General features: G+C 40.1%; 22 protein-coding genes, 2 pseudogenes and 1 riboswitch. Of the genes and pseudogenes, 3 read left to right on the top strand and 21 right to left on the bottom strand.

Annotated elements, in window-relative coordinates:
- Window positions 1-279: 279 nt before the first annotated feature.
- The 8 genes and pseudogenes from N8O80_RS04955 to N8O80_RS04920 form a co-directional block, all read right to left on the bottom strand.
- Window positions 280-573 (bottom strand): DUF5960 family protein, encoded by a 294-nt coding sequence (locus tag N8O80_RS04955; protein ID WP_061864524.1) that lies wholly within the window; start codon window positions 571-573, stop codon window positions 280-282.
- Window positions 566-928 carry a hypothetical protein gene (locus N8O80_RS04950; RefSeq protein ID WP_049486633.1) on the bottom strand — a complete coding sequence of 121 codons (363 nt, stop codon included), beginning with the start codon at window positions 926-928 and terminating at the stop codon, window positions 566-568. The genes N8O80_RS04955 and N8O80_RS04950 overlap by 8 nt, the downstream gene beginning before the upstream one ends.
- Window positions 925-2,340, bottom strand: a complete 1,416-nt coding sequence (locus N8O80_RS04945; protein ID WP_261027079.1) for a Y-family DNA polymerase — start codon at window positions 2,338-2,340, stop codon at window positions 925-927. The genes N8O80_RS04950 and N8O80_RS04945 overlap by 4 nt, the downstream gene beginning before the upstream one ends.
- Window positions 2,341-2,343: 3 nt before the next feature.
- A complete protein-coding gene (locus N8O80_RS04940) occupies window positions 2,344-3,030 on the bottom strand; it encodes an XRE family transcriptional regulator (protein WP_125458144.1) in 687 nt (228 codons plus the stop codon).
- 265 nt (window positions 3,031-3,295) lie between these two features.
- Window positions 3,296-4,783 carry a peptide MFS transporter gene (locus N8O80_RS04935; protein WP_261027078.1) on the bottom strand — a complete coding sequence of 496 codons (1,488 nt, stop codon included), beginning with the start codon at window positions 4,781-4,783 and terminating at the stop codon, window positions 3,296-3,298.
- Between the two features lie 390 nt (window positions 4,784-5,173).
- Window positions 5,174-5,371: pseudogene (locus N8O80_RS04930) on the bottom strand (TIM-barrel domain-containing protein); the annotation flags it as partial.
- A 191-nt stretch (window positions 5,372-5,562) separates the two neighbouring features.
- Window positions 5,563-6,900 (bottom strand): hypothetical protein, encoded by a 1,338-nt coding sequence (locus N8O80_RS04925; protein ID WP_218493836.1) that lies wholly within the window; start codon window positions 6,898-6,900, stop codon window positions 5,563-5,565.
- Window positions 6,888-7,268 carry a helix-turn-helix domain-containing protein gene (locus tag N8O80_RS04920; RefSeq protein ID WP_004269888.1) on the bottom strand — a complete coding sequence of 127 codons (381 nt, stop codon included), beginning with the start codon at window positions 7,266-7,268 and terminating at the stop codon, window positions 6,888-6,890. The genes N8O80_RS04925 and N8O80_RS04920 overlap by 13 nt, the downstream gene beginning before the upstream one ends.
- 835 nt (window positions 7,269-8,103) lie before the next feature.
- On the opposite strand from N8O80_RS04920, the gene N8O80_RS04915 reads away from it, so the two are divergent.
- Both N8O80_RS04915 and N8O80_RS09810 read left to right on the top strand, forming a co-directional pair.
- Window positions 8,104-8,400: a hypothetical protein gene (locus tag N8O80_RS04915; protein ID WP_004269886.1), complete on the top strand. Its 297-nt coding sequence runs from the start codon at window positions 8,104-8,106 to the stop codon at window positions 8,398-8,400.
- Window positions 8,401-8,448: 48 nt separating this feature from the next.
- Window positions 8,449-8,562: pseudogene (locus N8O80_RS09810) on the top strand (site-specific integrase); the annotation flags it as partial.
- Window positions 8,563-8,668: 106 nt separating this feature from the next.
- Here the strand turns inward: N8O80_RS09810 and rpsI are convergent.
- The 13 genes from rpsI to N8O80_RS04850 form a co-directional block, all read right to left on the bottom strand.
- The gene (gene rpsI, locus N8O80_RS04910) at window positions 8,669-9,061 is read right to left on the bottom strand and encodes a 30S ribosomal protein S9 (RefSeq protein WP_000075964.1); all 393 of its coding nucleotides are present in this window, start codon (window positions 9,059-9,061) and stop codon (window positions 8,669-8,671) included.
- Between the two features lie 18 nt (window positions 9,062-9,079).
- Entirely contained in the window at window positions 9,080-9,526 is a 447-nt protein-coding gene (gene rplM, locus N8O80_RS04905) for a 50S ribosomal protein L13 (protein ID WP_001044624.1), read from the bottom strand.
- Window positions 9,527-9,741: 215 nt separating this feature from the next.
- Window positions 9,742-10,941 carry an ABC transporter permease gene (locus N8O80_RS04900; RefSeq protein ID WP_049500837.1) on the bottom strand — a complete coding sequence of 400 codons (1,200 nt, stop codon included), beginning with the start codon at window positions 10,939-10,941 and terminating at the stop codon, window positions 9,742-9,744.
- A complete protein-coding gene (locus tag N8O80_RS04895) occupies window positions 10,938-11,831 on the bottom strand; it encodes an ABC transporter ATP-binding protein (protein ID WP_000895279.1) in 894 nt (297 codons plus the stop codon). The genes N8O80_RS04900 and N8O80_RS04895 overlap by 4 nt, the downstream gene beginning before the upstream one ends.
- A 234-nt stretch (window positions 11,832-12,065) precedes the next feature.
- Entirely contained in the window at window positions 12,066-14,471 is a 2,406-nt protein-coding gene (pheT, locus tag N8O80_RS04890) for a phenylalanine--tRNA ligase subunit beta (protein WP_261027075.1), read from the bottom strand.
- Window positions 14,472-14,591: 120 nt separating this feature from the next.
- Window positions 14,592-15,638 carry a phenylalanine--tRNA ligase subunit alpha gene (gene pheS / locus N8O80_RS04885; RefSeq protein ID WP_031237702.1) on the bottom strand — a complete coding sequence of 349 codons (1,047 nt, stop codon included), beginning with the start codon at window positions 15,636-15,638 and terminating at the stop codon, window positions 14,592-14,594.
- Window positions 15,639-15,910: 272 nt separating this feature from the next.
- The gene (locus N8O80_RS04880; RefSeq protein ID WP_261027074.1) at window positions 15,911-16,561 is read right to left on the bottom strand and encodes a phosphatase PAP2 family protein; all 651 of its coding nucleotides are present in this window, start codon (window positions 16,559-16,561) and stop codon (window positions 15,911-15,913) included.
- Window positions 16,551-17,114, bottom strand: a complete 564-nt coding sequence (locus tag N8O80_RS04875) for an ECF transporter S component (protein ID WP_000185834.1) — start codon at window positions 17,112-17,114, stop codon at window positions 16,551-16,553. Before N8O80_RS04875 ends, N8O80_RS04880 begins: the two co-directional genes overlap by 11 nt.
- Window positions 17,115-17,277: 163 nt before the next feature.
- Window positions 17,278-17,512: riboswitch (FMN riboswitch) on the bottom strand.
- A gap of 59 nt (window positions 17,513-17,571) precedes the next feature.
- Window positions 17,572-18,075, bottom strand: coding sequence for a tRNA (cytidine(34)-2'-O)-methyltransferase (locus N8O80_RS04870; protein WP_000181382.1), 504 nt, complete (start codon window positions 18,073-18,075; stop codon window positions 17,572-17,574).
- A 192-nt stretch (window positions 18,076-18,267) separates the two neighbouring features.
- A complete protein-coding gene (locus tag N8O80_RS04865; RefSeq protein ID WP_261027073.1) occupies window positions 18,268-19,098 on the bottom strand; it encodes an energy-coupling factor transporter transmembrane component T family protein in 831 nt (276 codons plus the stop codon).
- Window positions 19,083-20,765, bottom strand: coding sequence for an ABC transporter ATP-binding protein (locus N8O80_RS04860; RefSeq protein ID WP_023946692.1), 1,683 nt, complete (start codon window positions 20,763-20,765; stop codon window positions 19,083-19,085). The genes N8O80_RS04865 and N8O80_RS04860 overlap by 16 nt, the downstream gene beginning before the upstream one ends.
- Before the next feature lie 168 nt (window positions 20,766-20,933).
- Entirely contained in the window at window positions 20,934-21,476 is a 543-nt protein-coding gene (locus tag N8O80_RS04855; RefSeq protein WP_049510805.1) for an ECF-type riboflavin transporter substrate-binding protein, read from the bottom strand.
- A gap of 15 nt (window positions 21,477-21,491) precedes the next feature.
- The gene (locus tag N8O80_RS04850) at window positions 21,492-22,340 is read right to left on the bottom strand and encodes an SAM hydrolase/SAM-dependent halogenase family protein (protein ID WP_001063590.1); all 849 of its coding nucleotides are present in this window, start codon (window positions 22,338-22,340) and stop codon (window positions 21,492-21,494) included.
- A gap of 188 nt (window positions 22,341-22,528) precedes the next feature.
- On the opposite strand from N8O80_RS04850, the gene trkA reads away from it, so the two are divergent.
- Window positions 22,529-23,878 (top strand): Trk system potassium transporter TrkA, encoded by a 1,350-nt coding sequence (gene trkA / locus N8O80_RS04845; RefSeq protein WP_070482190.1) that lies wholly within the window; start codon window positions 22,529-22,531, stop codon window positions 23,876-23,878.

Genomic DNA, 23,878 nt, shown 5'->3' with positions numbered 1-23,878 from the left:
CTAGTTCCCCCAAAGAGAAGACCAGCCGGTCTTCTCTTTTTCTATATATAAATCAAAAGATATCCATAAATTTCTATGGATATCTTAGTATATATAAAACAGAATGATTATTTGGGATAAGTATTTTCAAATTCAACAACAATTTCAAGTAAACGATTATCTAAAAAAGATAGGGCTTCTTGTCCGATTTCATCAGAAAGACCATAATAAGCTTCTTCAAGTCCTCTTCAGATAGCTGCAATGGGGTACACCAAAAAACGAGTTCATCTCCTACCAAATCTACTGGCCACTATTTTTAATCCCAGCATATACATAGGTCCTATTTCTAGGACACGCTTTTTCCGTTACCACCCTAAAATAAAAACGATGCTCCCGCCCATCCTTGGCATTTTCCTTGTTTAAAACAAAGTAGTTTTTCTGATTCATCGCCATGGTTCGTAGGATGTCATCAATCAAGAAAGTCAAGGGTACGTTCATGGCAGAGTATTTTTGAAAATCCTCTTCAAAATGAATATAGTTATCTGAAAAGTAATCCATCTGCAGTTTGTTTTCATACAGCTCTTTTCTAGTCATAAACTCCCTCCTCCCACAGCCGAATTTCGAGGATATCTGCAACCTCTATCAACCTATATCCCTCGCTTGTCCTAATAGATAGAGTCTGAGGCGATAACTCTCTCACCACACCGATGATAGTGGTTTTCTGCTTCTTTTCCTTTAGCACAAAACTTCCCCTAAGTTGGCCAACATAAAGCTGAGAAAGCAAGTGCAACTTCTCATCTGGAGTCAAATCCGTCGAAAAATCAACACGGCTTTTTTCTTCACTGAGCGAACTGGTGTGTTCTGAAAGGTAAAATCCCATCCACTTCTGCATACCTGGATCTTGATAATCTCGCGCGGATTGAAAAGGTAAATAAGAACGATCAATCATTGTAATCCATCTAATCCTCCAGCAGAATGTCCCCCAATCAGCTTGCTTCTGGCAAGACTCCTAGAGGCTTCTTCCAGTGCATTTGCTCTTAAAAGGGAAGTGAAACCAAATTGTTCCCGAATGGAGTCAATGACCGTCTGGAGCCTTTCTTCTTTTTCTAACTTGTCAACATCATCAAAGAGGGAAATCAATCCAAAGGATTCGTCTACAAAGCCTGAATAGTTTACTCCGACACTTCTGACTGCTCCAGAAGTGTATTTGTTATGAAATAACTTCAAAACATAATCCGTTAAGACAGCTGTATTATTGGTCGGTTCGATCTTCATTTGTGTGTGAATAGACGACCTAACCTCCTGTTTAGAGAAACCGACATAGATAGAGACAAGGGTTGTTTTCTTGCCAGACCTTCTCAATCTAATAGCCACCTGCTCCGCCATTTCTCGGAGAATAATTTCAATATCCCGTAGCTTCACGTAGTCTCTCGGCAAGATTTGAGAATTCCCCAGGCCCTTGGATTTGGCTTTATAAGGCTTATGAACATTGCTCTCATCAATTCCGTTAGCATGAAACCACAAACGAGGACCAGCCTGCCCCAGAGCTTTCTTTAGCTGGTCGGGATCGCTGGTTGCCAATTCCTTGATGGAAAAAATCCCCAGAGCATGCAAGCGTTTCTCCATCTGCCTGCCAATTCCCCAAAAGTCGGTCATCTTGGGAATGGACCAGACCTTCTCTTCCACATCCTGGTAAGACCAGTTGGCCCTCATGGTCGGAGTGTGCTTAGCCTCATTATCCAGAGCCAACTTGGCCAGTAAAGGATTGGCATTTGACATACCTACTGTAGAGTAGATCCCTGTCTGCCTCCAAATATCCCTCTGAATACGGGCAGAAAGCAGATCCAGCTTGTCTTTGCGAGAGAGACTCTTATCTGGGATGAAATAGTTGAGCGAACTAGTCAGATCAATAAAGCCCTCATCGATAGAGTAGGGATAAATATCATCTGGACTGCCATAGTTTTGAAAGATTCGCTGGATTTCCATATTGACTGCGATGTACTCGTCCATTCGAGGAGGGACAATCAAGGTAACTTGAGCCCAATCTTCGATGTAGCGAACATAGTCCGAGTCAGTCGGTAGCCCTTGCTTTCGAGCATTGTAATAGGAAAATTTTCGCGTTTTGATATCAAAAGGCAAATCATAGGCTCGACCAACATTTGACTTGCCAAAAATCTTCTTAAACAGGGGAGAGGAGGCTAGGATAAGACCAGTTGAATTATCCGCGCGACTCATGACACAAAGCGAGGTTTTCAGCGGATGTAAGCCCCGTTTCACGCACTCAACACTGGCATAAAAGGATTTCATATCGACAAAGGCAATGTCACTTTTGGGCTCTCTGGAATAATCAAAGTAGCCCATTGACTAGCCCTCCATCGGCACAAAGTTCCCAACGATAATCCCCACAATCCGAGGATCTTCCTCATAGGAGATGAAAATATCTTTGTATTTAGGATTGATAGAGACCAGACGCAAGCCATCTTCCTCACGATAAACCCGCTTGATATAGGTCTGATTGTTACAAACCACGGCATAAACCGCCCCATCATAGTCAAATCCTGTCTCTCGAATCAGAGCCACTGAACCATTTTGGTATTTAGGTTCCATGGAGTCCCCAGACACCCATGACGCAAAGTCATGAGCCAACTCCTCATTAAAGTAAACCGTATCAAAATTCTGATCATCGTAGACCGAAGCCCCAATCCCTGCTGACATGCGTTCATAAACACGGTACTCGTAGAGGCGCTCTGGCATAGCTGTCACTTTCTGGGCTTGCTCCTCTTGAGATAGGTTGCGAGCATAGAGAACAACCTTCTCCTGCCCTTGCTTGGAGAGGCTATGGTAGAGACGGACAATCTCGATCTGAGTAAAATATCCTTTTGGTACTTTTAAAATATTCTCTAGCTGAGCTACCTTCTCCTTGGACGGTTCCTTGACTCCACGTTCCCAAGCCGAGTAAGCCTGGAAACTAATCCCAAGTTGCTCTGCAATTTCCTTCTGTGTCAGTTTTAACTCTTTCCTCCGAGCCTTTAATTTTTCTGGCTGATACATACTTCACCTCCTATTATGATGCTTTAATGGACATTATCTCCCTTAGAAAGACTAATCGATGCTTGAATCCATACTTTCAAAACTCAACCAATATGGTTTAATTTTATTATATAAAAAAAGGGGACGATTGTCTACTAGGAATATCATAAACATCATGAGTTTTCATCAAACTAAAAGGACTTAGCCCTGTACAATACAGAACTAAATCCTTTAAATAAATAATTGATCTAACTTTTAAAATTCCTACAGAAATTCCAGTTTTTCTCTATTTGATACCAGACATTAGTTTTTCAATACGTGGAACGTAGAAGAGTAAGATAATACCGAATACAATCGTAATTCCTCCAACAATTCCATAGTAAGCCACTTCAGTTTCGCTTGTATAAAATTTTACAATTTGAGCATTGATAGCTTGGGCAGCTGCATTACTCAAGAACCAGATAGACATCATTTGTGCTTGGAAAGATTTTGGTGCTAGCTTAGTAGTGACTGATAGACCAATAGGCGAAATCAACATTTCCCCCACAATCACAATAGCCCAACTCATAATCAACCAGAAAGGACTGACCTTAACATCTGTCCCAAAGAGCATCCCTGGTAACATCATCCCTGGTAACATCATCCACAAGAAGGATAAACCTGCTGCTAATAAACCGTAAGCAAATTTCTTAGAAGAGGACGGTTGCTTTTTACCCATTTTCCCCCACAACCATGCAAAAATCGGCACATAAATCATAATGAAAAGTGGATTGATACTTTGGAAAAAGCTAGATGGGAAATGAATTTGATTTCCAAATACATTAAAGTAAAGTCGAGTTTGATCATCCGCAAATAGAGCGAGAACAACAGACCCCTGCTCCTCAATAGACCAGAAGAGTACTCCAGCGATAAATAAAGGAATGTAGGCAAATACTCGGGATCTCTCAGTAGCAGTTATTTTCTGACTAGATAAAATTTTGAAGAAATAGTAGATTGGAATGATTACCGCAATCACTGTAAAGATATTAACAATCATATCCACGTTAAACTGGTGAGTAAAGACTAAACCTATAACCACAAGAATAACCATGACAAGTGTAATCAGCAAGCGTTTAATCAAGATCTGCTGGTCCTTCTGTGAAAGTGGATCAGTGGGGTAAAGACTTGATTCAGGCAGATATTTCTTCCCATCTAAAACATACTTCACCAGACCAAAGAACATCCCAATGGCAGCTAATGAGAAACCTAGATGGAAATTGACTTCCTGGCCTAGATAACCTACTAAATAAGGGGCAACGAAGGCACCTAAGTTAATACCAAAGACAAAGATACTAAAACCTGCATCCCGTCTATCATCCTCTTTTTCATAAATTCCCCCCACCATATCTGAGATATTGGGTTTTAAAAATCCAGTTCCAAAGATAATCAAGGCAATAGAAATATAGAGAGCCACTTGTCCAAAAGGTGTTGCCAAAGCAATATGCCCTAGCATAATCAAAATCCCACCGTAAAAGACAGTCTTACGGCTTCCTAAAATACGGTCACTGACAAAACCACCGACAACCGAGGACAAAAATACTAGCGAGCCATAAATTGCCATAACCGATGCAGCCGTGGTCTTATCCATCCCCAACCCACCATCTTGCACACTATAGTACATATAGTAAAGTAGGATAGCTCGCATCCCATAGTAAGAAAAGCGTTCCCACATCTCTGTAAAGAAGAGGGTGGACAAACCCATAGGATGTCCAAAAAATGTTTTCTGTTTTTCCATATATATTCTCCTTTAACGATATAATAATTCATTTTACAGAATTTTCAAACAAATCCTGTTTGTTTTAGAAAATTTTCTGAAAAATCATACGTCTCATACTTAATTCCACCATAAAAATCCGTTTCAGACTAACTTCCACTTCGGTCAGGCAAGCGAGAGTTACTTTGAAAAATCACCTTTAAAAACTTGCTCTTGTTTAGTTTAAAAAATATTTCAAAACTTGAAACTTACTTATCTCATCCTTTCCTCTTCAGTAAACAAAAAAATCCCTATGCCAAACTTGTAATTACTAAAATACAAGCCAATAAGCATAGAGATGTAAAACTGTTACACATTAAAAAATAAATAATTAGTAATTAAATAATAGAAATTGTGTACGAAATGTCTCAATTAGTTTTCGCTAGTAAATATCATTTCCAACAAACGCCCTCTCAATTCCTTATCCTGATGATGCAAGATATTCATTAACTCATGAGAATTTTTGGCATTGATGAATTGATTTAACAATCTATCTTTTAATTCATATGGAAGAGAAGCTGTCTTTAGCAGTCTGAAAACTTCATCATTCAGAGACGGTATTTTATTATCATAAATTATTTTCTATTAATAATTTCTTTAACTATCTGTTTATCAGATTGTTAATCTTCTAAAAATGATGAGTAATAAAATCTAATATTCTTATCGTATTCATATTTATTATACAACTTATCCCTTAATGACTGATACGAACTTTATTTATATCTAAATGAAAAGCTATCTATTACCCATTAATTTTACTCTTAATTATTGTCACTTCCAATTTGGAAGAATGTAGAAAAAAATATAACTATAAAGCTAATTAAGATTGGAACACTTAAAAGTAAAATATGTAACGGTATTTTAAAAAGGATAACAACATTATCAATTAACCCCAAAGGGCTAAGTGAGCCGTTTACAAAGATCGAATATAAAATATAATGAATAAGTACAGTTGTAGCAAGAGAGAAGTATATACGTTTATTAATGTAGTGTCTACGTTTAATCTTTAGTTTTACTTCACCAGAATCTGAATATTCTAAACGTCTTACTTCATTTTGTGACTCCGATTCAGCCTGTTCCGGAGTGACCATATTTGGTTGTTCCGTAACAATCAGTTTATTTTGCCTATCTATTTGAGTCATATATATAAGCATAAACAGATATACTATATAAAGTGTTATAATGTACATTGCAAAAATTAATATAGTCGGAAATTCATCCTTATAAAACACCATCAAATAACTCATTATAAAAATAATTATTATAAAAATTACAGGTATTAACATACCCAGGAACCATTCTTTTACACTCTTCCACTTAATCATATTTATCCCTGGTAAGTTTTTAAAGAAATCGTCATTTCTATTAAAAGTATCTCCAATAGCACGATTAAAATCTTTCTCGAATTTTGATTTACTATCCTCCAGTTCTGGGAAGATTAAATTATTTCTATCTTTGAATTTATCTCTTGCATCTGTGTTTGTATATACACTATAATCTTTTTCAAAATCCCATATTTTTTCTGCTCTCTTTAATACATATATCTTTTGGGTATCAATATACATGTTATCAATTGTCGCTATTTTATAAGAAATATAAGATAACAGCACTATAATAGCTATAAAAAGTAAAAGATATAAAACAATTAACGCAAAGTCCCTATATTTATTAAATGTGTCAGCAACATTATTAAAAACTGTTGGAACATCCTTGATATTACTTAGATCGGGTAGTAAAACTTTTAAGAATTTAGTTGAACCTAAATATCCAAAGACAGCTAATATAATGCTATAAATACCAATCTTTTTAGGTTCATTATTATATAAGAAATCTAAATAGTCCTTAAGTTGTTCTTTTGAAATGCCTTGAACTTCAAATTTTTCTTTTAAACCAAAAACTACTTTATCAACCTCAAACATAGAGGTTGTTTTTTTATTGATAACTATCCCATTCCGTTCTCGCTTATACCAATTACTATACTCTCTATCAATTATTTGGAAAACTATAGAGCCTGCATACTTTCTTTTTGCTTTCTCCTTGAATTTAAAATATGCAAAAAGTAAAATCAATGAAAATAAAACTGAAATCATTTGAAACATATATACTCACTCCTATTTATTTCCGATTTTTCTCTATATTCAAATGCCTTCTTCCGTTCTTCCATAAATTCAATCAACTCTTTTTGAAAGACTTTCTTCTCTTCATCAGTTAAACCTTTTGAGTTCATACGAAAAAGTAACTCAATATTATCTAGTTCATCTGATTTTTCTTCTGAATTTCCAACTAGGTAATCAACGGACACATTTAAAACTTGTGCAATCTTAACAAGATTTTCTTGTGTTGGTTTTTTTACTCCACGTTCCCATGAAGCATATGCCTGTTGGGAAATATTTAGTTTTTCAGCTATATGACCTTGTGTTAGTTTTACTTGTTTCCTTAGTGTCTTCAAGCGTTCTGCAAATTCCATATGTAACCTCAAAAAATTATTTTAAAATTTTGCAGAAAATCGTTGGTATTTACAACTAATGGTTGTATAGCAGTTGAAAATAATAATCTTATCTTCAAGGCTAAACCACGATCATTGATAATTAAATAAAAAGTGCGTCTGACAACCAGAGGACTGATTGCCAAAACTACACTAAACTTCGTGCCTTTATTGTAAATGTTTTGGAAAGAAAAGTCAAGTCTGCTTGATGGTTGAAGTGAAGATTAAAAACATTTTTGTGGACTTCCACGCATTTCGGACTTTCGCACTTTTCCGAATAGTAAAGTGAACTGGCTTCGCCAAAGGGCGTAAGAGAACCCAATGGGCATGATAGTGACTACCTATTGAGGTTAGCTGGGAAAACGATGGTAATTCATGCAAAGCACCTTGCTAAACGTTGCCACCGTGAAGGAGGGATCCTTCAACCAAATAACTTTTCTTTACTGCTGTCTATCTAATTTACTAGATAGATTTACTCTAGCTACTAAGTCCATTTTCTTAGTAGCTTTTTACTTTTACAATAAAGGAGAACACTATGTCTAGCTTTTTTCGCACAACAATGTGAACGACTCTACAATAATTACATATTCACCTATGATATGTTTTCTACATCCGAACAACTCCAGGGACAACTCTATCATCAAGCCCAAAAGACTTTAGATAAACTTGCCAACCAATCACTGCTTACTGGCTTTGCTCAAGGTGAAGTACAATTTTATACCAGAATGTTCAAACGAAAACTTTTTACTCATTACTACTCAAGAGTGAAGCAACTAGCTTAACTCTTTTTATTTTACACTCAGAAAGGAAACAACATATGATACCAGAAACTTTAAAAATGAAACCAGAATTTATTGGCCTAGCTTACTATGAAAAATTAGGAAATGCACCACGTTATGTCTTTGGTAAGGAAGGAAAGTACCAAAGACATATTTTAAATAGTGAAACTCATGGTGCCTTCCACGTTATTACACCGGCTTCTACAACAGTCTTTCCAGAAGATGCTCTTGTTGAAGCAGTTAATCCTATTTTCTTATCGGATACTTCACTGAATGGAAATTCTGCCGCACCTGCACTCAACGTTTTTGCTGAGAAGCTAGTACTCAAAAAATAACAAAATAAAGGAGAAAATAAAATAGCTAAAACTGGATTAAACTATGGAATCTATAAAGCATCGACACATAGCGATACAAGTACAACTCAGATTTATGTCAATACTTCGAATGTAGTTCCTATAGCAGTTGGTGAATTTGCTTTAAAGTCTCTAAAACAATAAGGTAAAAATAAGGTGAACTTTGATGTAAACTTTTTAAAAAAACACGAAAAAAGCACCCATGAGGTAAACTCTTGAGTGCTTTGAAACGTTGATATAATCGTATTGATTAACGTTTTGAGAATTGTGATGCTTTACGAGCTTTCTTAAGACCTGGTTTCTTACGTTCAACTTTACGTGAGTCACGTGTAAGAAGTCCTGCGCGTTTCAATGAATCGCGGAAGTCTGGGTCTACTTGAAGAAGGGCACGAGCGATACCGTGACGGATAGCTCCTGATTGACCAGCGTATCCACCACCTACAACGTTAACGAAAACGTCGTATGAACCTGCAGTTGAAGTAACTGCGAATGGTTGGTTGATTACAAGACGAAGGTCAGCGTGTGGGATGTACTCTTCAACATCTTTTTTGTTAACAGTGATTTTACCAGTTCCTGGAACAAGGCGAACGCGTGCAACAGCGTTTTTACGACGTCCAGTACCTGCATATTGTGCTTGTGACATACTTTATTGTTCCTTTCCTTAGATAAGTCCTGAAATGTCAAGAACTTCTGGTTGTTGTGCAGCGTGAGTGTGCTCAGCTCCAACAAATACTTTCAACTTCATACCTTGAGCGCGTCCAAGAGTATTGTGTGGAAGCATACCTTTAACTGATTTCTCGATCAAACGTACTGCATTTTTAGAACGAAGTTCACCTGCAGAGATTTGTTTCAATCCACCTGGGTGGTTTGAGTGAGTGTAGTAGATTTTATCAGTTGCTTTTTTACCAGTCAATTTAACTTTTTCAGCATTGATAACAATCACAAAGTCACCTGTATCAGTGTGTGGTGTAAATGTTGGTTTGTTTTTTCCGCGAAGTACGCTAGCAACTACTGCAGAAAGACGTCCAAGTGGCACATCAGTTGCGTCAACTACGTACCATTTACGTTCAACTTGGCCTGGTTTAGCCATAAATGTTGTTTTGTTCATGATTTCTCCTATATATAGTTCGATTTTTGTTTACGGTGATGGGTGTTCCTTCCCATCGAAAAGTATTTGGAAGGTTCCGGGGCCTTTCAAATGGGGTAAACAATACCGCCTACTATAATACCAAATTTCACCCCTAAAAGTCAATAGATATGAAAAATATTTTTCTGAATTCCACTCTTTTTATCTCTAAAAAACCTCGCTTTCGCGAGGCTCTTCTATTTATAAGATAAGGCACGTTTAAAGGTTTTCCAAGGACCTAAATCATCTGTTTGCAGAACGAGACTAGCATACATACGTCCGATAAAGACTGTTGCCGTTACTGCAAAAGCAATCGTAATAGCAAGCGAAATCCAAGCTTCTAATCCATTTGCATAACCATTAATAGCTCTAAACGGCATGAAGAAAGTCGAAATAAAGGGAATATATGAACCAATCTTCAAGATGAGATTGTCACCAGCTGCACCTAGAGCTGTCACTCCAAAAAAACCACCTATAATCAAAATCATCAAAGGCGACAAGGCTTTTCCTGAGTCCTCAGGACGAGAAACCATAGAACCTAGGAAGGCTGCTAAAACAACGTACATAAAGAGGCTAACCAAGACAAACAATAAGGTGTTGAGCGAGAAAGCCTCTCCTATATGGTTTAAAATACCAGATTGTGCCAAGATTGGTAGGTCTTTAAAGAGAAGAATGGCAGCAAGTCCACCCACGACGTAAATGCCAATATGGGTCAAAATCACAAGAAGCAGAGCTAGCATGCGAGCGTAGAAATAATGACTAGCTCGGATACTAGAGAAGACCACCTCCATAATTTTGGTTCCTTTCTCGCTAGCCACTTCCTGAGCAGTGACACTAGCATAGGTAATCAAAATCATATAAAGGAAGAAACCAAGCCCTGCGGCCGCAAAGGTTTGAATCATTTTTTTATTTTCCTTGGATTCATCAATTTTCTCCGTAAAGTTAACTGTTTGTTCCAAGCGTTTTTCCTGTTCTTGTGACAAATTGGCTGCCGAACGATTGAGTTGGTATTGCAGTTCGTTGAGCTTATTGGTTACTGCTAGCTTGATGCCTGTTTCAAGAGAAGTTTCACCATGATAGACGGCCTTGAGGACACTGTCCTCTTGGTCAATGGTTAGGTATCCCTTGATTTTCTCATCTTTGATAGCAGCTTGGGCACTGGCTTCATCCTGATAATCAAAATTGAGACCATTGCTACCCTTGAGCCCATCTTCCACAGATGGCACAGTTGTTACTACTGCTATCTTACTATTCTTGGCCATAGAAGACCCTTGGAGATAACCAATTCCTACAGATAAGGCTAAAAAGAGGAACGGCGAAATCACCATAAAGAAGAAACTCCACGATTTGACATGTCGAAGATAGGTTTCCTTGATTACAACCCACATATTTCTCATACTTCCACCCCTGATTCTAGTTTAAAGATTTCATCGATTGTTGGCGCTTGCTGGTCAAAGGTTGCGATATATTGCCCTTGAGTCAAGATTGGGAAAAGTTCCCTTCCAGCACTCTCATCCTCTAAGATCAATTTCCAACTGCCTTGCTTGGTCAAGCTCACCTGTTTGACATGAGGAAGTTTTTCCAATTCTTCCTTGCTTCGTTCACTTGAAACAAAGAGACGCGTTTTCCCGTATTGGTTGCGGACATCCTGAACTGGTCCATGCAAGACCACACGACCATCTCGAATCATCAAAATATCATCACAAAGTTCCTCGACATTGGTCATGACATGATCAGAAAAGATAATGGTTGCCCCACGTTCTTTTTCTTGAAAAATGACTTGCTTGAGCAATTCTGTATTGACTGGGTCCAATCCACTGAAAGGCTCATCCAAGATAATCAAGTCTGGTTCATGAATCAGAGTAATGATGAGCTGAATCTTCTGTTGATTTCCTTTTGACAGACTCTTGATTTTATCTGTCAGCTTCCCTTTCACTTCCAACCTCTTCATCCATTGAGGGAGTTTTTCCTTGATTTCCTTAGCATCCATGCCCTTTAGAGTCGCCAAATAACGAACTTGTTCAAGGACTGTCAATTTAGGCATGAGACTGCGTTCTTCAGGTAGATAGCCAATCCGAGCGTAGGTCTCCTGACGAATATCCTGACCATCCAGACTAATTTCTCCTTGATATTCTAAAAACTTCAAAATACTGTGGAAAATCGTTGTTTTCCCAGCACCGTTTTTCCCGACTAATCCCAAAATACGACCTGGTCGCGCTTGAAAGTCAATACCAAACAAAACTTGCTTGGGTCCAAAACTTTTCTCTAGACTTCTTACTTCTAGCATCTTTCACCTCCGAAATGTCTTGCACTCATTATACTCCTTTTTGATAGCCTTTACAATGATTTTTGTCCATTTTATCATCCTCATTTTAGTAAAAAATCTTAGGGTACTTTGAGTTATGAATACATTATACACTGGTAAACTCCAATTTATCTTCTCTGTTCCTCAACTGTCTATTTTTGATCCTGAATTGTTATTTGAAAAGCAAAAATCCACCCCGAAGGATGGATTGATAAGTTAACGCATTTCTGCATTGACTTTTTCTTCAAGAGACGCTTGGATTTTTTCCATGTAGCGTGCGACTTCTTCGTCCGTTAAGCTGTCTTCTGGATTTTGGAAGGTCAAGCTATAGGCCATTGACTTCATACCAAGTCCCAATTTTTCACCTGAGAAGACGTCAAAGAGTTTGATATCTGTCAAACGTTTCACGCCGGCAGCTTGGATAGCGTCCACAACTTCTTGGTGAGTCACTTCTGCCTTAAGGAGAAGGGCAACGTCACGGCTAACTGCTGGGAATTTGGTGATTTCCACAAATGGAGTAGCAGGTTGAAGGACCACTTCGATTGCTGAAAGGTTGAGCTCAGCTACATACGTTTCTGGAATATCGTAAGCCTTAGCAGTGACTGGATGCACTTGGCCAAGGAAACCAAGAACTTGGTCACCGAGTAAAATCATAGCTGTACGTCCTGGGTGGAGGCTAGCGATTTCAGATGTTGCCGTATAGGTTACTTGGAGGCCCAAACGAGCAAAGAGGGCCTCAAGGATTCCTTTAGCATAGAAGAAATCAACTGGAACTGCTGCTGTTTGGAAATCTTTTTCAGCAACCAAGCCTGTCAAGGCAAAGGCAAAGCTATTAATCTCATTTGGAAGTTCTTCTTTTGGATTGCCTGTTTGTTCAAAGACTTTTCCGATCTCGTAAAGGGCCAAGTTTTTGTTCTTACGAGCCACGTTGTAGGCAACAGTATCAAGAATACCTGAGATCATATTTTGACGGAGGACAGAACGGTCCACTGTCATTGGCCACATGAGTTCAGTAAGGTTACTTGGTTGAGCCGTAAACTCAACTGCTTTTTCAGGCGTTGTCAGAGCGTAGGTGATGATTTCTGTCAAACCTGCCCCTTCAGCAATGGTACGAACTTGACGGCGGAGTTTTTGTGTCGCAGTCAATTCACCAGCTGTTCCATCATCTTTTGGAAGACTAGTTGGCAAGCGGTCATAGCCATAGATACGAGCGATTTCTTCAAAGAGGTCTGCCTCGATAGTGATATCCCAGCGACGACGTGGGACGCTGACTGTAAAGCTGTCTGCATTGCCAGAAAGACCAAAGCCAAGACGACGGAAGACGTCTTCTACATCAGCGTATGAAAGCTCAGTTCCGAGGACACGGTTAACATCAGCAAGAGTTGAAGAAACTTCCACATCAGAGGTATCAAGTTCACCCGCTGAAACGATGCCTTTACGCACCGTCGCACCTGCAAGTTCTGCAATCATGCTAGCTGCCGCATCAAGTGCTTCGTTAACTGTTGCCACATTAATCCCTTTTTCAAAGCGAGAAGACGATTCTGAACGAAGGTTGAGGCGACCGCTAGTCTTACGGATAGATTTTCCATTGAAAACAGCTGCTTCAAGGACAACACGACTAGATTTTTCAGAAATTTCTGTTGCTTGACCACCCATAACACCTGCAAGGGCTACTGGCTTGTCTGCGACAGTGATGACTAGGTCATTCACGTCCAAGTCACGTTCTTCACCGTCCAAGGTCACTAATTTTTCACCAGCACGCGCTTCACGTACACGGATATCACTCCCTTCAAAGGTATCCAAGTCAAAGGCGTGCATTGGTTGACCAAAGTAGAGAAGGATGTAGTTGGTCACGTCCACTACGTTATTGATTGGACGGATTCCTTCATTCATGAGAAGGTTTTGCAACCATTGTGGACTTGGTGCGATAGTCACATTGTCCAAGATACGAGCTGCATAGTAAGGCGCCTTGTCTGTCTCAATGCCCACAGAAAGAGCATCTGCTGCAGCTGGGTCAGTTTCTGAAAGAGTAAATTCTTTAAAGTTGACCGCCTTGTCATAGATGGCTGCAACTTCGTGAGCTACTCCACGCATAGAAAGAGCGTCCGCACGGTTTGGTGTGATAGAAAGTTCGATGATTTCATCATCCAAGTCTAGATATGAGAAGACTTCCTCACCTGGAACGGCATTTTCTGGCAAGATTTGGATACCATCTGCGAATTCCTTAGGCACAACTGAGTCAGAAATTCCTAATTCGCCCAGTGAACAGATCATCCCAAGTGACTCCAAGCCACGGATTTTTCCTTTTTTGATTTTGTAGTTGTCAGCGATACGAGCTCCTGGAAGAGCCACCATGACCTTGATACCAGCACGCACATTCGGAGCACCACAAACGATTTGACGGGCTTCTTCTTCGCCAACGTTAACCTGACAAACATGAAGGTGAGTTTCTGGCACGTCTTCGCAAGACAAGACCTCACCGACGACAATTTTTGAGAGACCGGCAGCCGGTGATTCCACACCTTCTACCTCGATCCCTGTGGTTGACATTTTTTCAGCCAACTCTTGTGATGGCACATCAATGTCCACCAATTCTTTTAACCATTTATAAGATACAAGCATAATTCTGATTGTAAGGTCCCACCAAGTAAGACCTTTTCAATTCCTTTCTTTTTCTTCGAGTCAGTCCTCACCATTTCTCGTCAAGAGTAGCTGACTAGGACTGTGTTTCAGGTTTCAATCTTATTTAAACTGTTCTGAGAAGCGGACATCTCCTTGGTAGAATCCACGGATATCGTTGATTCCATAACGGAGCATAGCTACACGCTCTTGTCCAAGACCAAAGGCAAATCCAGAGTAAACAGTCGCATCGATACCACTCATTTCAAGGACACGTGGGTGAACCATACCGGCACCCATAATTTCGATCCAACCTGTTTTCTTACATACGTTACAGCCTTCTCCACCACACTTGAAGCAAGAAACATCCACCTCAACAGATGGCTCTGTGAATGGGAAGTAAGATGGGCGCAAACGAATTTGACGCTCTTCACCGAACATTTTTTGCACAATCAACTGAAGGGTTCCTTGAAGATCAGCCATAGAGATATTTTTCCCAACAACCAAGCCTTCAATTTGGTGGAACTGGTGACTGTGGGTCGCATCGTCTGTGTCACGACGGAACACACGCCCTGGTGAGATCATTTTCAAAGGGCCTTTAGAGAAATCATGAGCATCCATTGCACGCGCTTGAACTGGAGACGTGTGAGTACGGAGTAAGATCTCTTCTGTGATATAGAAAGTGTCCTGCATATCACGAGCTGGGTGGTCTTTTGGAAGGTTCATACGTTCAAAGTTATAGTAGTCTTGCTCCACTTCAAAACCATCCACGACTTGGTAACCCATACCAATGAAAATATCTTCGATTTCTTCACTGGTTTGTGTCAAAACGTGGCGGTGACCCGTCGCAACAGGGCGACCTGGAAGTGTCACATCGATACTCTCGCTAGCCAGTTGAGCTGCGACTTTCTTTTCTTCCAATAGTTTAGCTGTTTCTTCAAAGGCTGCTGTCAAGACATCACGAGCTTCATTGACGTGTTTCCCGATAATCGGACGCATCTCAGCAGAGACATCTTTCATCCCTTTGAGGATTTCAGTAAGTGAACCCTTTTTCCCAAGGACAGAAACACGCAAATCTTGCATCTCTTTTTTATTTTCAGCAGTAATCTGCTTCAAGCTAGCCAGCGTTTCTTCACGAAGCGCTTTTAATTGTTCTTCAATAGTTGACATAATTCCTCCATCAGTCTCTCGTAGATAAAAAGAAAACCACATGCCAAAAACTCCACTCGGAGCGTTGACACGCGGTACCATCCGTTTTTATCTGACAAGTCAGACCTTCATTTCTAAATCCATGCACAAGTGAATTCACCCAGCTTTCATATAGAGAGCTTGCAGTCACGGCTCTCCTCCCTGATATACTTCCCTTAGGCTACTAGTCTTGCAGATTTCTATTCAATTACTACATAGTTTATCAGATTTTTACCATTCTTGCAAGACCTATCTCACTTCTGCTTGCCTTTAAATCGCCATTGGAAACGGAGCTTGTCATAGAAAGGAAATTCGATAAACAAGACTCCCAAGCCCACACAGAGACTGGCTAGGACGTCTGATGGATAGTGAACTCCCAGATAGACCCTTGATACCAGCACACTGACTAGGTAGAGACCAAGGACGATTTGTACGATTTTTCTCCAGACTGGATTTTTAATCCGTTGACTGAGAATGACAATCAGAGAACCGACCATCAAGGTTACAGCTAGAGAATGGCCACTTGGGAAGGAAAATCCCTTCTCCTCAACCAAGTGTAAAATAGCTGGTCGTGGGCGCTGATAGACATTTTTAAAGGTCACGATTAAAAGACCTGCCAAAGCCAGATTTCCCAGCATGAAGAAACTTTCTATCTTCCATCGCTTACGATAAAAGACAAAAGCTGTAATGACAACCCAGGTGATAATCACTGGAATATCAATCAAGCGTGTGATGGCCCTAAAAAGAATAGTCAAGTAATCTGGCAAGTCTCCTCGAACGGCAGTCTGTATCGGTTGGTCAAAACCGACCAGCGTTTCAGGATAAAATTTGACCATGTAGCCAAGAATAACGAAAAGTAAAAGGGCAAAACTGCCCTTCATTAAAAATGTTTGTTTATCTTTCATAGTGTTTTAAGGTTGGTTTCAAGAGAACGTACAACAACCAGAATGAAACGGAAAAGATTACACCCTCAATCAAATTAAAAGGCAACACCATAGTCATTAGGTAGTTGGAAAGTCCCAAAATTTTTCCAATATCAAAGTTAGCAAACTTAGCGTACAAAGGAACAGCGTAAACATAGTTGAGAACCAACATAGCCACGGTTAAACCAATAGTCCCAGCTAGAGAGCCTAGTAGGAAACGAAGGGTTGTCCGTTCCTTTTTCCAAATCAAAGCAAATACGATGACAAAAACTCCCAAAGCTACGATATTCATTGGCAAACCAATGTAAGTATTCACTCCCTGGCTGTTAAGAAGCAATTTCAAGAGTGAGCGAAGCAAGAGAACTCCTAGAGCAGCAGGCAAATCCATGACCACCAAGCCCACAAGGACTGGCAAGATACTAAATTCGATCTTGAGGAAGGACGCCGCTGGTAAAAGCGGAAAGTCAAAGTACATCAGCACAAATGAGATGGCTGATAAAATCGCAATGGTCGAAAGTCGACGTGTGTTTGTCATAACAGGTTCCTCCAATTTTCTATAAAATCAGAAGAAGTTAGAAAGGATTCCTCTATCTATTCTCACTTTTTATATCCCAAAAGTTCCCTCTCACTCTATTAAGGAAATTCAAGCAAGCGGTTACAGTTTAGCTATAAATCTATCAGAACAGACAAAGCTATTCTTTCGTCTTCTCCCATCCAGACTATACTGTCGGTTGTGGAATCTCACCACATCAGCTTGCGCTCGCGGACTTCTTTAAAGAGAAGGAAATAGAGATTTTTCTTTTAGACTAGGCGACAAGCTGTAGGCATAACTTCTGGTTAGGCAAAGCTTGTCAACAAAGTATAAAAGGAAAAGATCATTTCCTAGTTAAAGTCACCGCCGGTCGGGAATCACACCCTGCCCTGAAGACTCTTTTATCATAACAAAAAACGCTTGCAAGCGCAAGCATTTTGTTCATTTTCATTTTCATTTTTTATTTCAATTTATCCACTTCATAGGTATGAACGAGCTCAAGACCTGCAAAGTTCTGCTGGCGGAGGGCTTCGTAGACAATCATGCAGACGGTATTAGACACATTGAGACTGCGGACATGTTCATCATTCATGGGAATACGGAGAGCCTTTTCAGGATGTTCTCGCATAAAGTCCTCAGGCAAGCCCTTGTCTTCACGTCCAAAGAGAAAATAATGGTCCTCGTCAGTCGATAAATCCACATCAGAATAGACTTTTTCCGCGAATTTCGAAATCAGATAGAGTTTGCCCTTCATCTGAGACATGAAATCCTCCAAACTCTCGTAAAAATAAATCTCTAGCTTATCCCAATAATCCAATCCAGCTCGCTTCATCTTGCGGTCATCGATAGGAAAGCCCATTGGCTTGATGATGTGGAGGGGAGAATTGGTCGCAGCGCAAGTACGCGCGATATTGCCTGTATTTTGTGGAATTTGAGGTTCAAATAATACAATGTGATTTGTCATGACTTGCTTCCTTTTACCATTGCAAAAAAATAGCCACACTGCCCGGAGTCAAGCTCAGCAAACAGCGTGGTTAAGGCATCGTTAACTTACCTCACAACAGGTTTGAAGTAAATCAGCGAAACTACTTTCTTAGTATAACACTTTCAGAATCATTGTCAATAGAAACGACTTGATTTTTTCAATTTTTTCAAGCTATTTCCAAGGGTTGTAAAATCGTCCGTGATTCTGCAAGATAAGTAGTAAACTAGCTACTAAAAACAAGGCTGCCAAGAGCAAGGTAAGATAGTCTCCTTTTTTCAAGGCCTGATAACTATACCAAGTCCGCTTTTTCTCTTTTCCAAAGCGGCGAAGCTCCATGGCTGTCGCGATGGTATCAATGCGTTCTAACGAGCTGAAAATCAGAGGAGTAATAATGCGCAAATTGCCTTTGATTCGTTGCATGAGAGAAGCTTTCTTGGATAATTCCATCCCACGCGCTTCCTGAGACATCTTGATGGTAAAGAATTCTTCCTGTAAATCTGGAATATAGCGCAAGGTCAGACTGACAGAATAGGCAATCTTATAAGGCACACCAATTTGATTTAAACTGGAAGCAAACTGACTAGGATGTGTTGTCATCAAAAAGATAATAGCCAGAGGAATGGTGCAAAGGTACTTAATGGCTAAATTTAGCAGGTAAAAGAGCTCTTGGCTGGTCAGAGTGTAGACACCAATTCCCTGCCAAATCACGCTTCTCTCTCCGTAAAGTCCAACCCCATATTCGGGAGAAAAGAGATAGACCATCAAGACATTTAAAATAGCAAAGACAGTCGCAAAAACTGCTACAAAGGAAACATCTTTAAAGCGGATTTCTGACAAATAGAGGAGAAAGACCGAAAAGACAGCAATCAGAACAAGCAGTCTGGTATCATAGCTAATCATTGCAGCCAATGACACGAGAATGAAAAAGAGGAGTTTCCCAGCACCTGACAAGCGATGAATCACAGTATCTCTATGCTGGTAACCGATTAATTTAGCTTGCATCCTTCTCTCCTTTCTTTGTAAAATGCCGTTAAAGCAAGTGGATCCACGTCTAGTTTCTTGGCCAAGTTGAAGATAGAGGTTTCTTTTAGATTGGCTTTTACTAACAGCTCAGGACTGCTCAAAAGACTAGCTGGGTCGGTATCGGCAATCAATTCTCCATCTACCATGACAAGGGCTCGGTCTGAATAATCCAGCATCAATTGCATATCATGAGTAATCATGACAATGGTATGCCCTTTTTGATGCAGTTCTTCGAGAAATTCCATAATCTCAGTATAGTTCTTCTGGTCTTGACCTGCAGTCGGTTCATCTAAGAGGATAATTTCAGCCCCTAAGACCAAAATCGATGCAATAGTAACACGTTTTTTCTGACCAAATGACAGGGCAGAAATGGGCCAATTACGGAATTCATAGAGACCACAGATTTTCAAAGTTTCATAGACTCTCGTTTCAATTTCCTGCTCTTCCACACCTCGCAAACGTAGTCCCAGAGCCACCTCATCAAAAATCATATTGGTTGAAATCATTTGATTAGGATTTTGCAGCACATAGCCTACTCGTTCCGCCCGCTCTGCAACAGAATCTCCTTTGATATCCTGTCCTTCCCAAAGATAGTGGCCTTCCGTCTGAATAAAGCTACTTAAGGCTTTGGCAAGGGTTGATTTCCCAGCCCCATTTTTCCCGACAATAGCAATCTTTTCACCCTTTTTAATATCCAAATGTAGTGAATTTAAAATCGGTCTATCATCATAAGAAAACGACACGTCCTCTAGTCTAAAGAGTGACTGCAATTCTGGGGGTTCTTTTGCCAGTTCATTCTGCAACTGAACCTGACCTTTTGAGATAGACAAGTTATCCAGATCTGCTAATTGTTCTTCCTTGACTAAATCCACACCCAATTGACGGAGAGTCGTTAGATAAAGGGGTTCCCGAATTCCATTTTGTGTCAATAAATCAGTCGCTAGTAACTGGTCAGGACTCCCATTAAAGAGGATACGACCATCGTTTATCAAGACAATCCGATCCACAGGGCGATGCAGAACATCCTCTAAACGGTGCTCGATAATAAGAGTCGTCGTCCCCTCCTCCTTATGAATCTGATCAATCAATTCGATAATATCCTGACCTGACTTGGGATCTAGATTGGCGAGTGGCTCATCAAACAAAAGAATCGGACTCTCATCAATCAAAACACCAGCCAGACTGACTCGCTGCTTTTGTCCACCAGACAAATCCTGAGGACGCTGATTCAGTAAAGAAAGAAGGTCCAGCTTTTCAGCCCATTTATGAACACGACTTTTCATGTCATCTAGAGCTGTCACGTCATTTTCCAGAGCAAAAGCCAAGTCCTCTGCCACGGACAAGCCGATAAACTGCCCATCTGTATCCTGCAAAACCGTGCTGACCAGATGAGACTTATCATAGATACTCATATCAAAGGCTGCTTGCCCCTTGATCAAAAATTCTCCAGACATCTGACCCTTGTAAATATTGGGAATAATTCCATTCAAACACTGACCCAAGGTAGACTTGCCTGACCCAGATGGGCCAACAATTAAGACTTTCTCTCCCTTATAAATAGTCAAGTTCACTCCTTGCAAGGTCGGTTCTTGTTGCGTTTCATACTGGAAAGAGAAATCCTTCCACTCAATTATAGCTTCTTTCATCTTACTCTCTTCATTCGCTTCTTAGACTTCTATTTTATCATAAATCAAGCCCTTCTTGCAGTCTCTTCTCGTAAAATCTTAGCGTCAAAAAGAGTCCTATCATAGCTTGCTTGCCTAACTAATCAATAAACATCGAAAAAGACTGGTTTCCCAGCCTTTTCCTTTATGTTAATCCTTTTTCAAACTTCCTGAACGAGTCTGCGTACGTGAATAAGCTAGCAAGAGAAGGGTACCTGCGATAGCTACAGTTACAGCATTACCAATACCTGCAACAATTCCTTGGGCAAATACTTTTTCTGCCGCTTCATGATAAATCGCAACATCTCCAAGTGGTGCCAAAACACCCCAAACAAGAGCATTTGCAACAATCTGAATGAGGTTAAAGAAAACAATATCCTTCAACTCAAAAACACCCTGTGTTACTCGAATGTATTTTCTAAAGAGTCCTACAGCTAGACCAAAGAGACCGCTAGCGATAATCCAAGTCCACCAAAGACCTCCTGAAACAGCATCTTTCACTGCATGTCCAATTAATCCTACAAATAGACCAACTACTGGCCCAAAAATGATAGACAAGAGGCTCTGCAATGCATACTGAAGCTGAATGTTTGTATTTGGAACAGGTGTCGGAATGCTTATCATCCCGATGACAACAAAGAGCGCAGCTCCAACACCGATAGCAACAACTTGTTTAATTGATTGATTTTTCATCTATATTCTCCTATTTTATGATTCTATTTTCTTTATTTCAATGGTCCAAGATGAACCGACGCCCACATTATAAGCCTTGGCAAAAGAACCTTGGTTGATAGCCAGACCTAAACGATAGAGAGAGTTGATGTAAAGGATGGGTTGACCAATTCTCACATCTGCAAATGATTTGCCATAAACAACCTGATTTTGATAGACCAGCATATCAGCGTGATAGATAGTCACCTCAAAACGGTCACCGAATGCTGGTTCCAGTTTGTAAAATTCTTCTCGCGTGATCGAGGTCCAAAGCGAACCAAAACGCACATCCAGAATATCAATAGCTCCCTTCACTAGATGATCTTCTATGATGGTCTCTACGACTGGAAGTTCCACAATCTGATCCACACTGAGCTCTGGTCCCACTTCCTCAAAACTAATGTGACCGCTGGCTAGTTTAGCACCAGTATAGGCATAGACATCACGACCGTGGAAGGTATAAGAATGCTCTGTGTTTTGACGTCTATTGGCTACTTCAGAAATTTCACGAATAGCTACAATGCCAACGTGTTTCTTGATAAAAGAAAGCGTCCCATTATCTGGCGTGACAATGTATTGATTTTTTGCAGTTTTGGCAACCACACTCTTACGTTTCGAGCCGACACCTGGATCGACAACCGATACAAAAGTCGTTCCTTCAGGCCAGTAATCCACCGTCTGAAAGAGACGATAGCTCCCCTCAAAAATATTATAAGGCGTGATATCGTGCGTCAAGTGATGGATTTTTAAGGTTGGAGACTCTTCTAAAGCCACTCCAATCATAGCCGATACCGCACCATCTACCAAACCAAAGTCTGATTGTAATACCAGTAAATTATTATTCATTTTGTCTCCCCGTATGTCCTTTATCATACCATATTTCAGAGAAAGTCGCTAATAGCTTTTTTAATTGGTTAGGGTATAGTTTTACCTTATAGCAAATTTCCTACTAAAAGCTCTTGTTATTAGCTAGTAGGTGCATTTTTTCTTGAAAAAAGGTATGATAGTTACATCATGAAAAAGTAGGTTTTATTATGAAAATTATCCTTGTCGGAGGGGGAAAAGTTGGTTTTGCCCTCTGTCGCTCCTTGGTTGCAGAAAAGCATGATGTTTTGCTGATTGAGCAAGACGAAGCCGTCCTCAATCATATTGTTAATCGCTTTGATATCATGGGTATCCTTGGTAACGGGGCCGATTTTACCATCCTTGAGCAAGCCAGTGTCCAGGATTGTGATATCTTTATCGCCCTGACTGAATACGATGAAGTCAACATGATTGCAGCCGTTCTAGCCAAAAAAATGGGAGCTAAAGAGACCATCGTTCGGGTGCGGAACCCTGAATATTCTAACTCTTATTTCAAGGAAAAGAATATTCTCGGTTTTTCTCTTATCGTTAATCCTGAGCTCTTGGCTGCCCGCGCTATCGCAAATATCATTGACTTTCCCAACGCCCTCTCTGTCGAACGTTTCTTTGGTGGACGCGTTAGCCTCATGGAATTCACTGTTAAATCCTCCAGTGGTCTTTGCCAAATGCCCATTTCTGATTTTCGGAAAAAATTTGGCAATGTCATTGTCTGTGCTATAGAAAGAGATCATCAAATTATCATTCCAAGCGGTGACATGACTGTACAGGATAAAGATAGAATCTTTGTCACTGGTAACCGTGTTGACATGATGCTCTTCCATAATTATTTCAAGTCTCGTGCCGTAAAGAGTCTTCTTATTGTTGGAGCTGGTAGAATTGCCTATTATCTACTAGGTATCCTCAAAGACAGTCGTATCGATACCAAGGTTATTGAAATCAATCCTGAAATCGCTAGCTTCTTTAGCGAGAAATTCCCAAACCTCTACATCGTTCAAGGAGATGGTACCGCAAAAGATATCCTGCTGGAAGAAAGTGCTCAAAACTATGATGCCGTTGCGACTCTAACAGGGGTCGATGAGGAAAATCTGATTACCTCTATGTTCCTTGACAGGGTAGGTGTACAAAAAAATATCACCAAGGTCAATCGTACCAGTCTCCTCGAGATTATCAATGCGCCTGATTTTTCAAGTATCATCACACCTAAAAGCATTGCTGTAGATACAATCATGCACTTTATTCGTGGTCGGGTTAATGCCCAGTATTCAGACCTTCAGGCCATGCACCATCTAGCAAATGGCCAAATCGAAACCCTGCAATTCCATATCAAGGAAGCTAATAAGATGACTGCCAAACCTCTTTCTCAACTCAAACTGAAAAAAGGGGTTCTGATAGCAGCTATCATTCGAAAGGGCAAGACTATTTTCCCTACTGGAGAGGATATGTTGGAAGTTGGAGACAAGCTCCTAGTAACAACTTTGTTGCCAAACATCACCAAGATTTATGACTTGATCGCGAGGTGA

The sequence above is a fragment of the Streptococcus mitis genome (assembly GCF_946190155.1).
In the GTDB taxonomy this organism is placed as follows: Bacteria; Bacillota; Bacilli; order Lactobacillales; family Streptococcaceae; genus Streptococcus; species Streptococcus mitis_CL.
The sequence above is the reverse complement of the archived record's forward strand: the minus strand, read 5'-3'. Positions and strand labels throughout refer to the sequence as shown.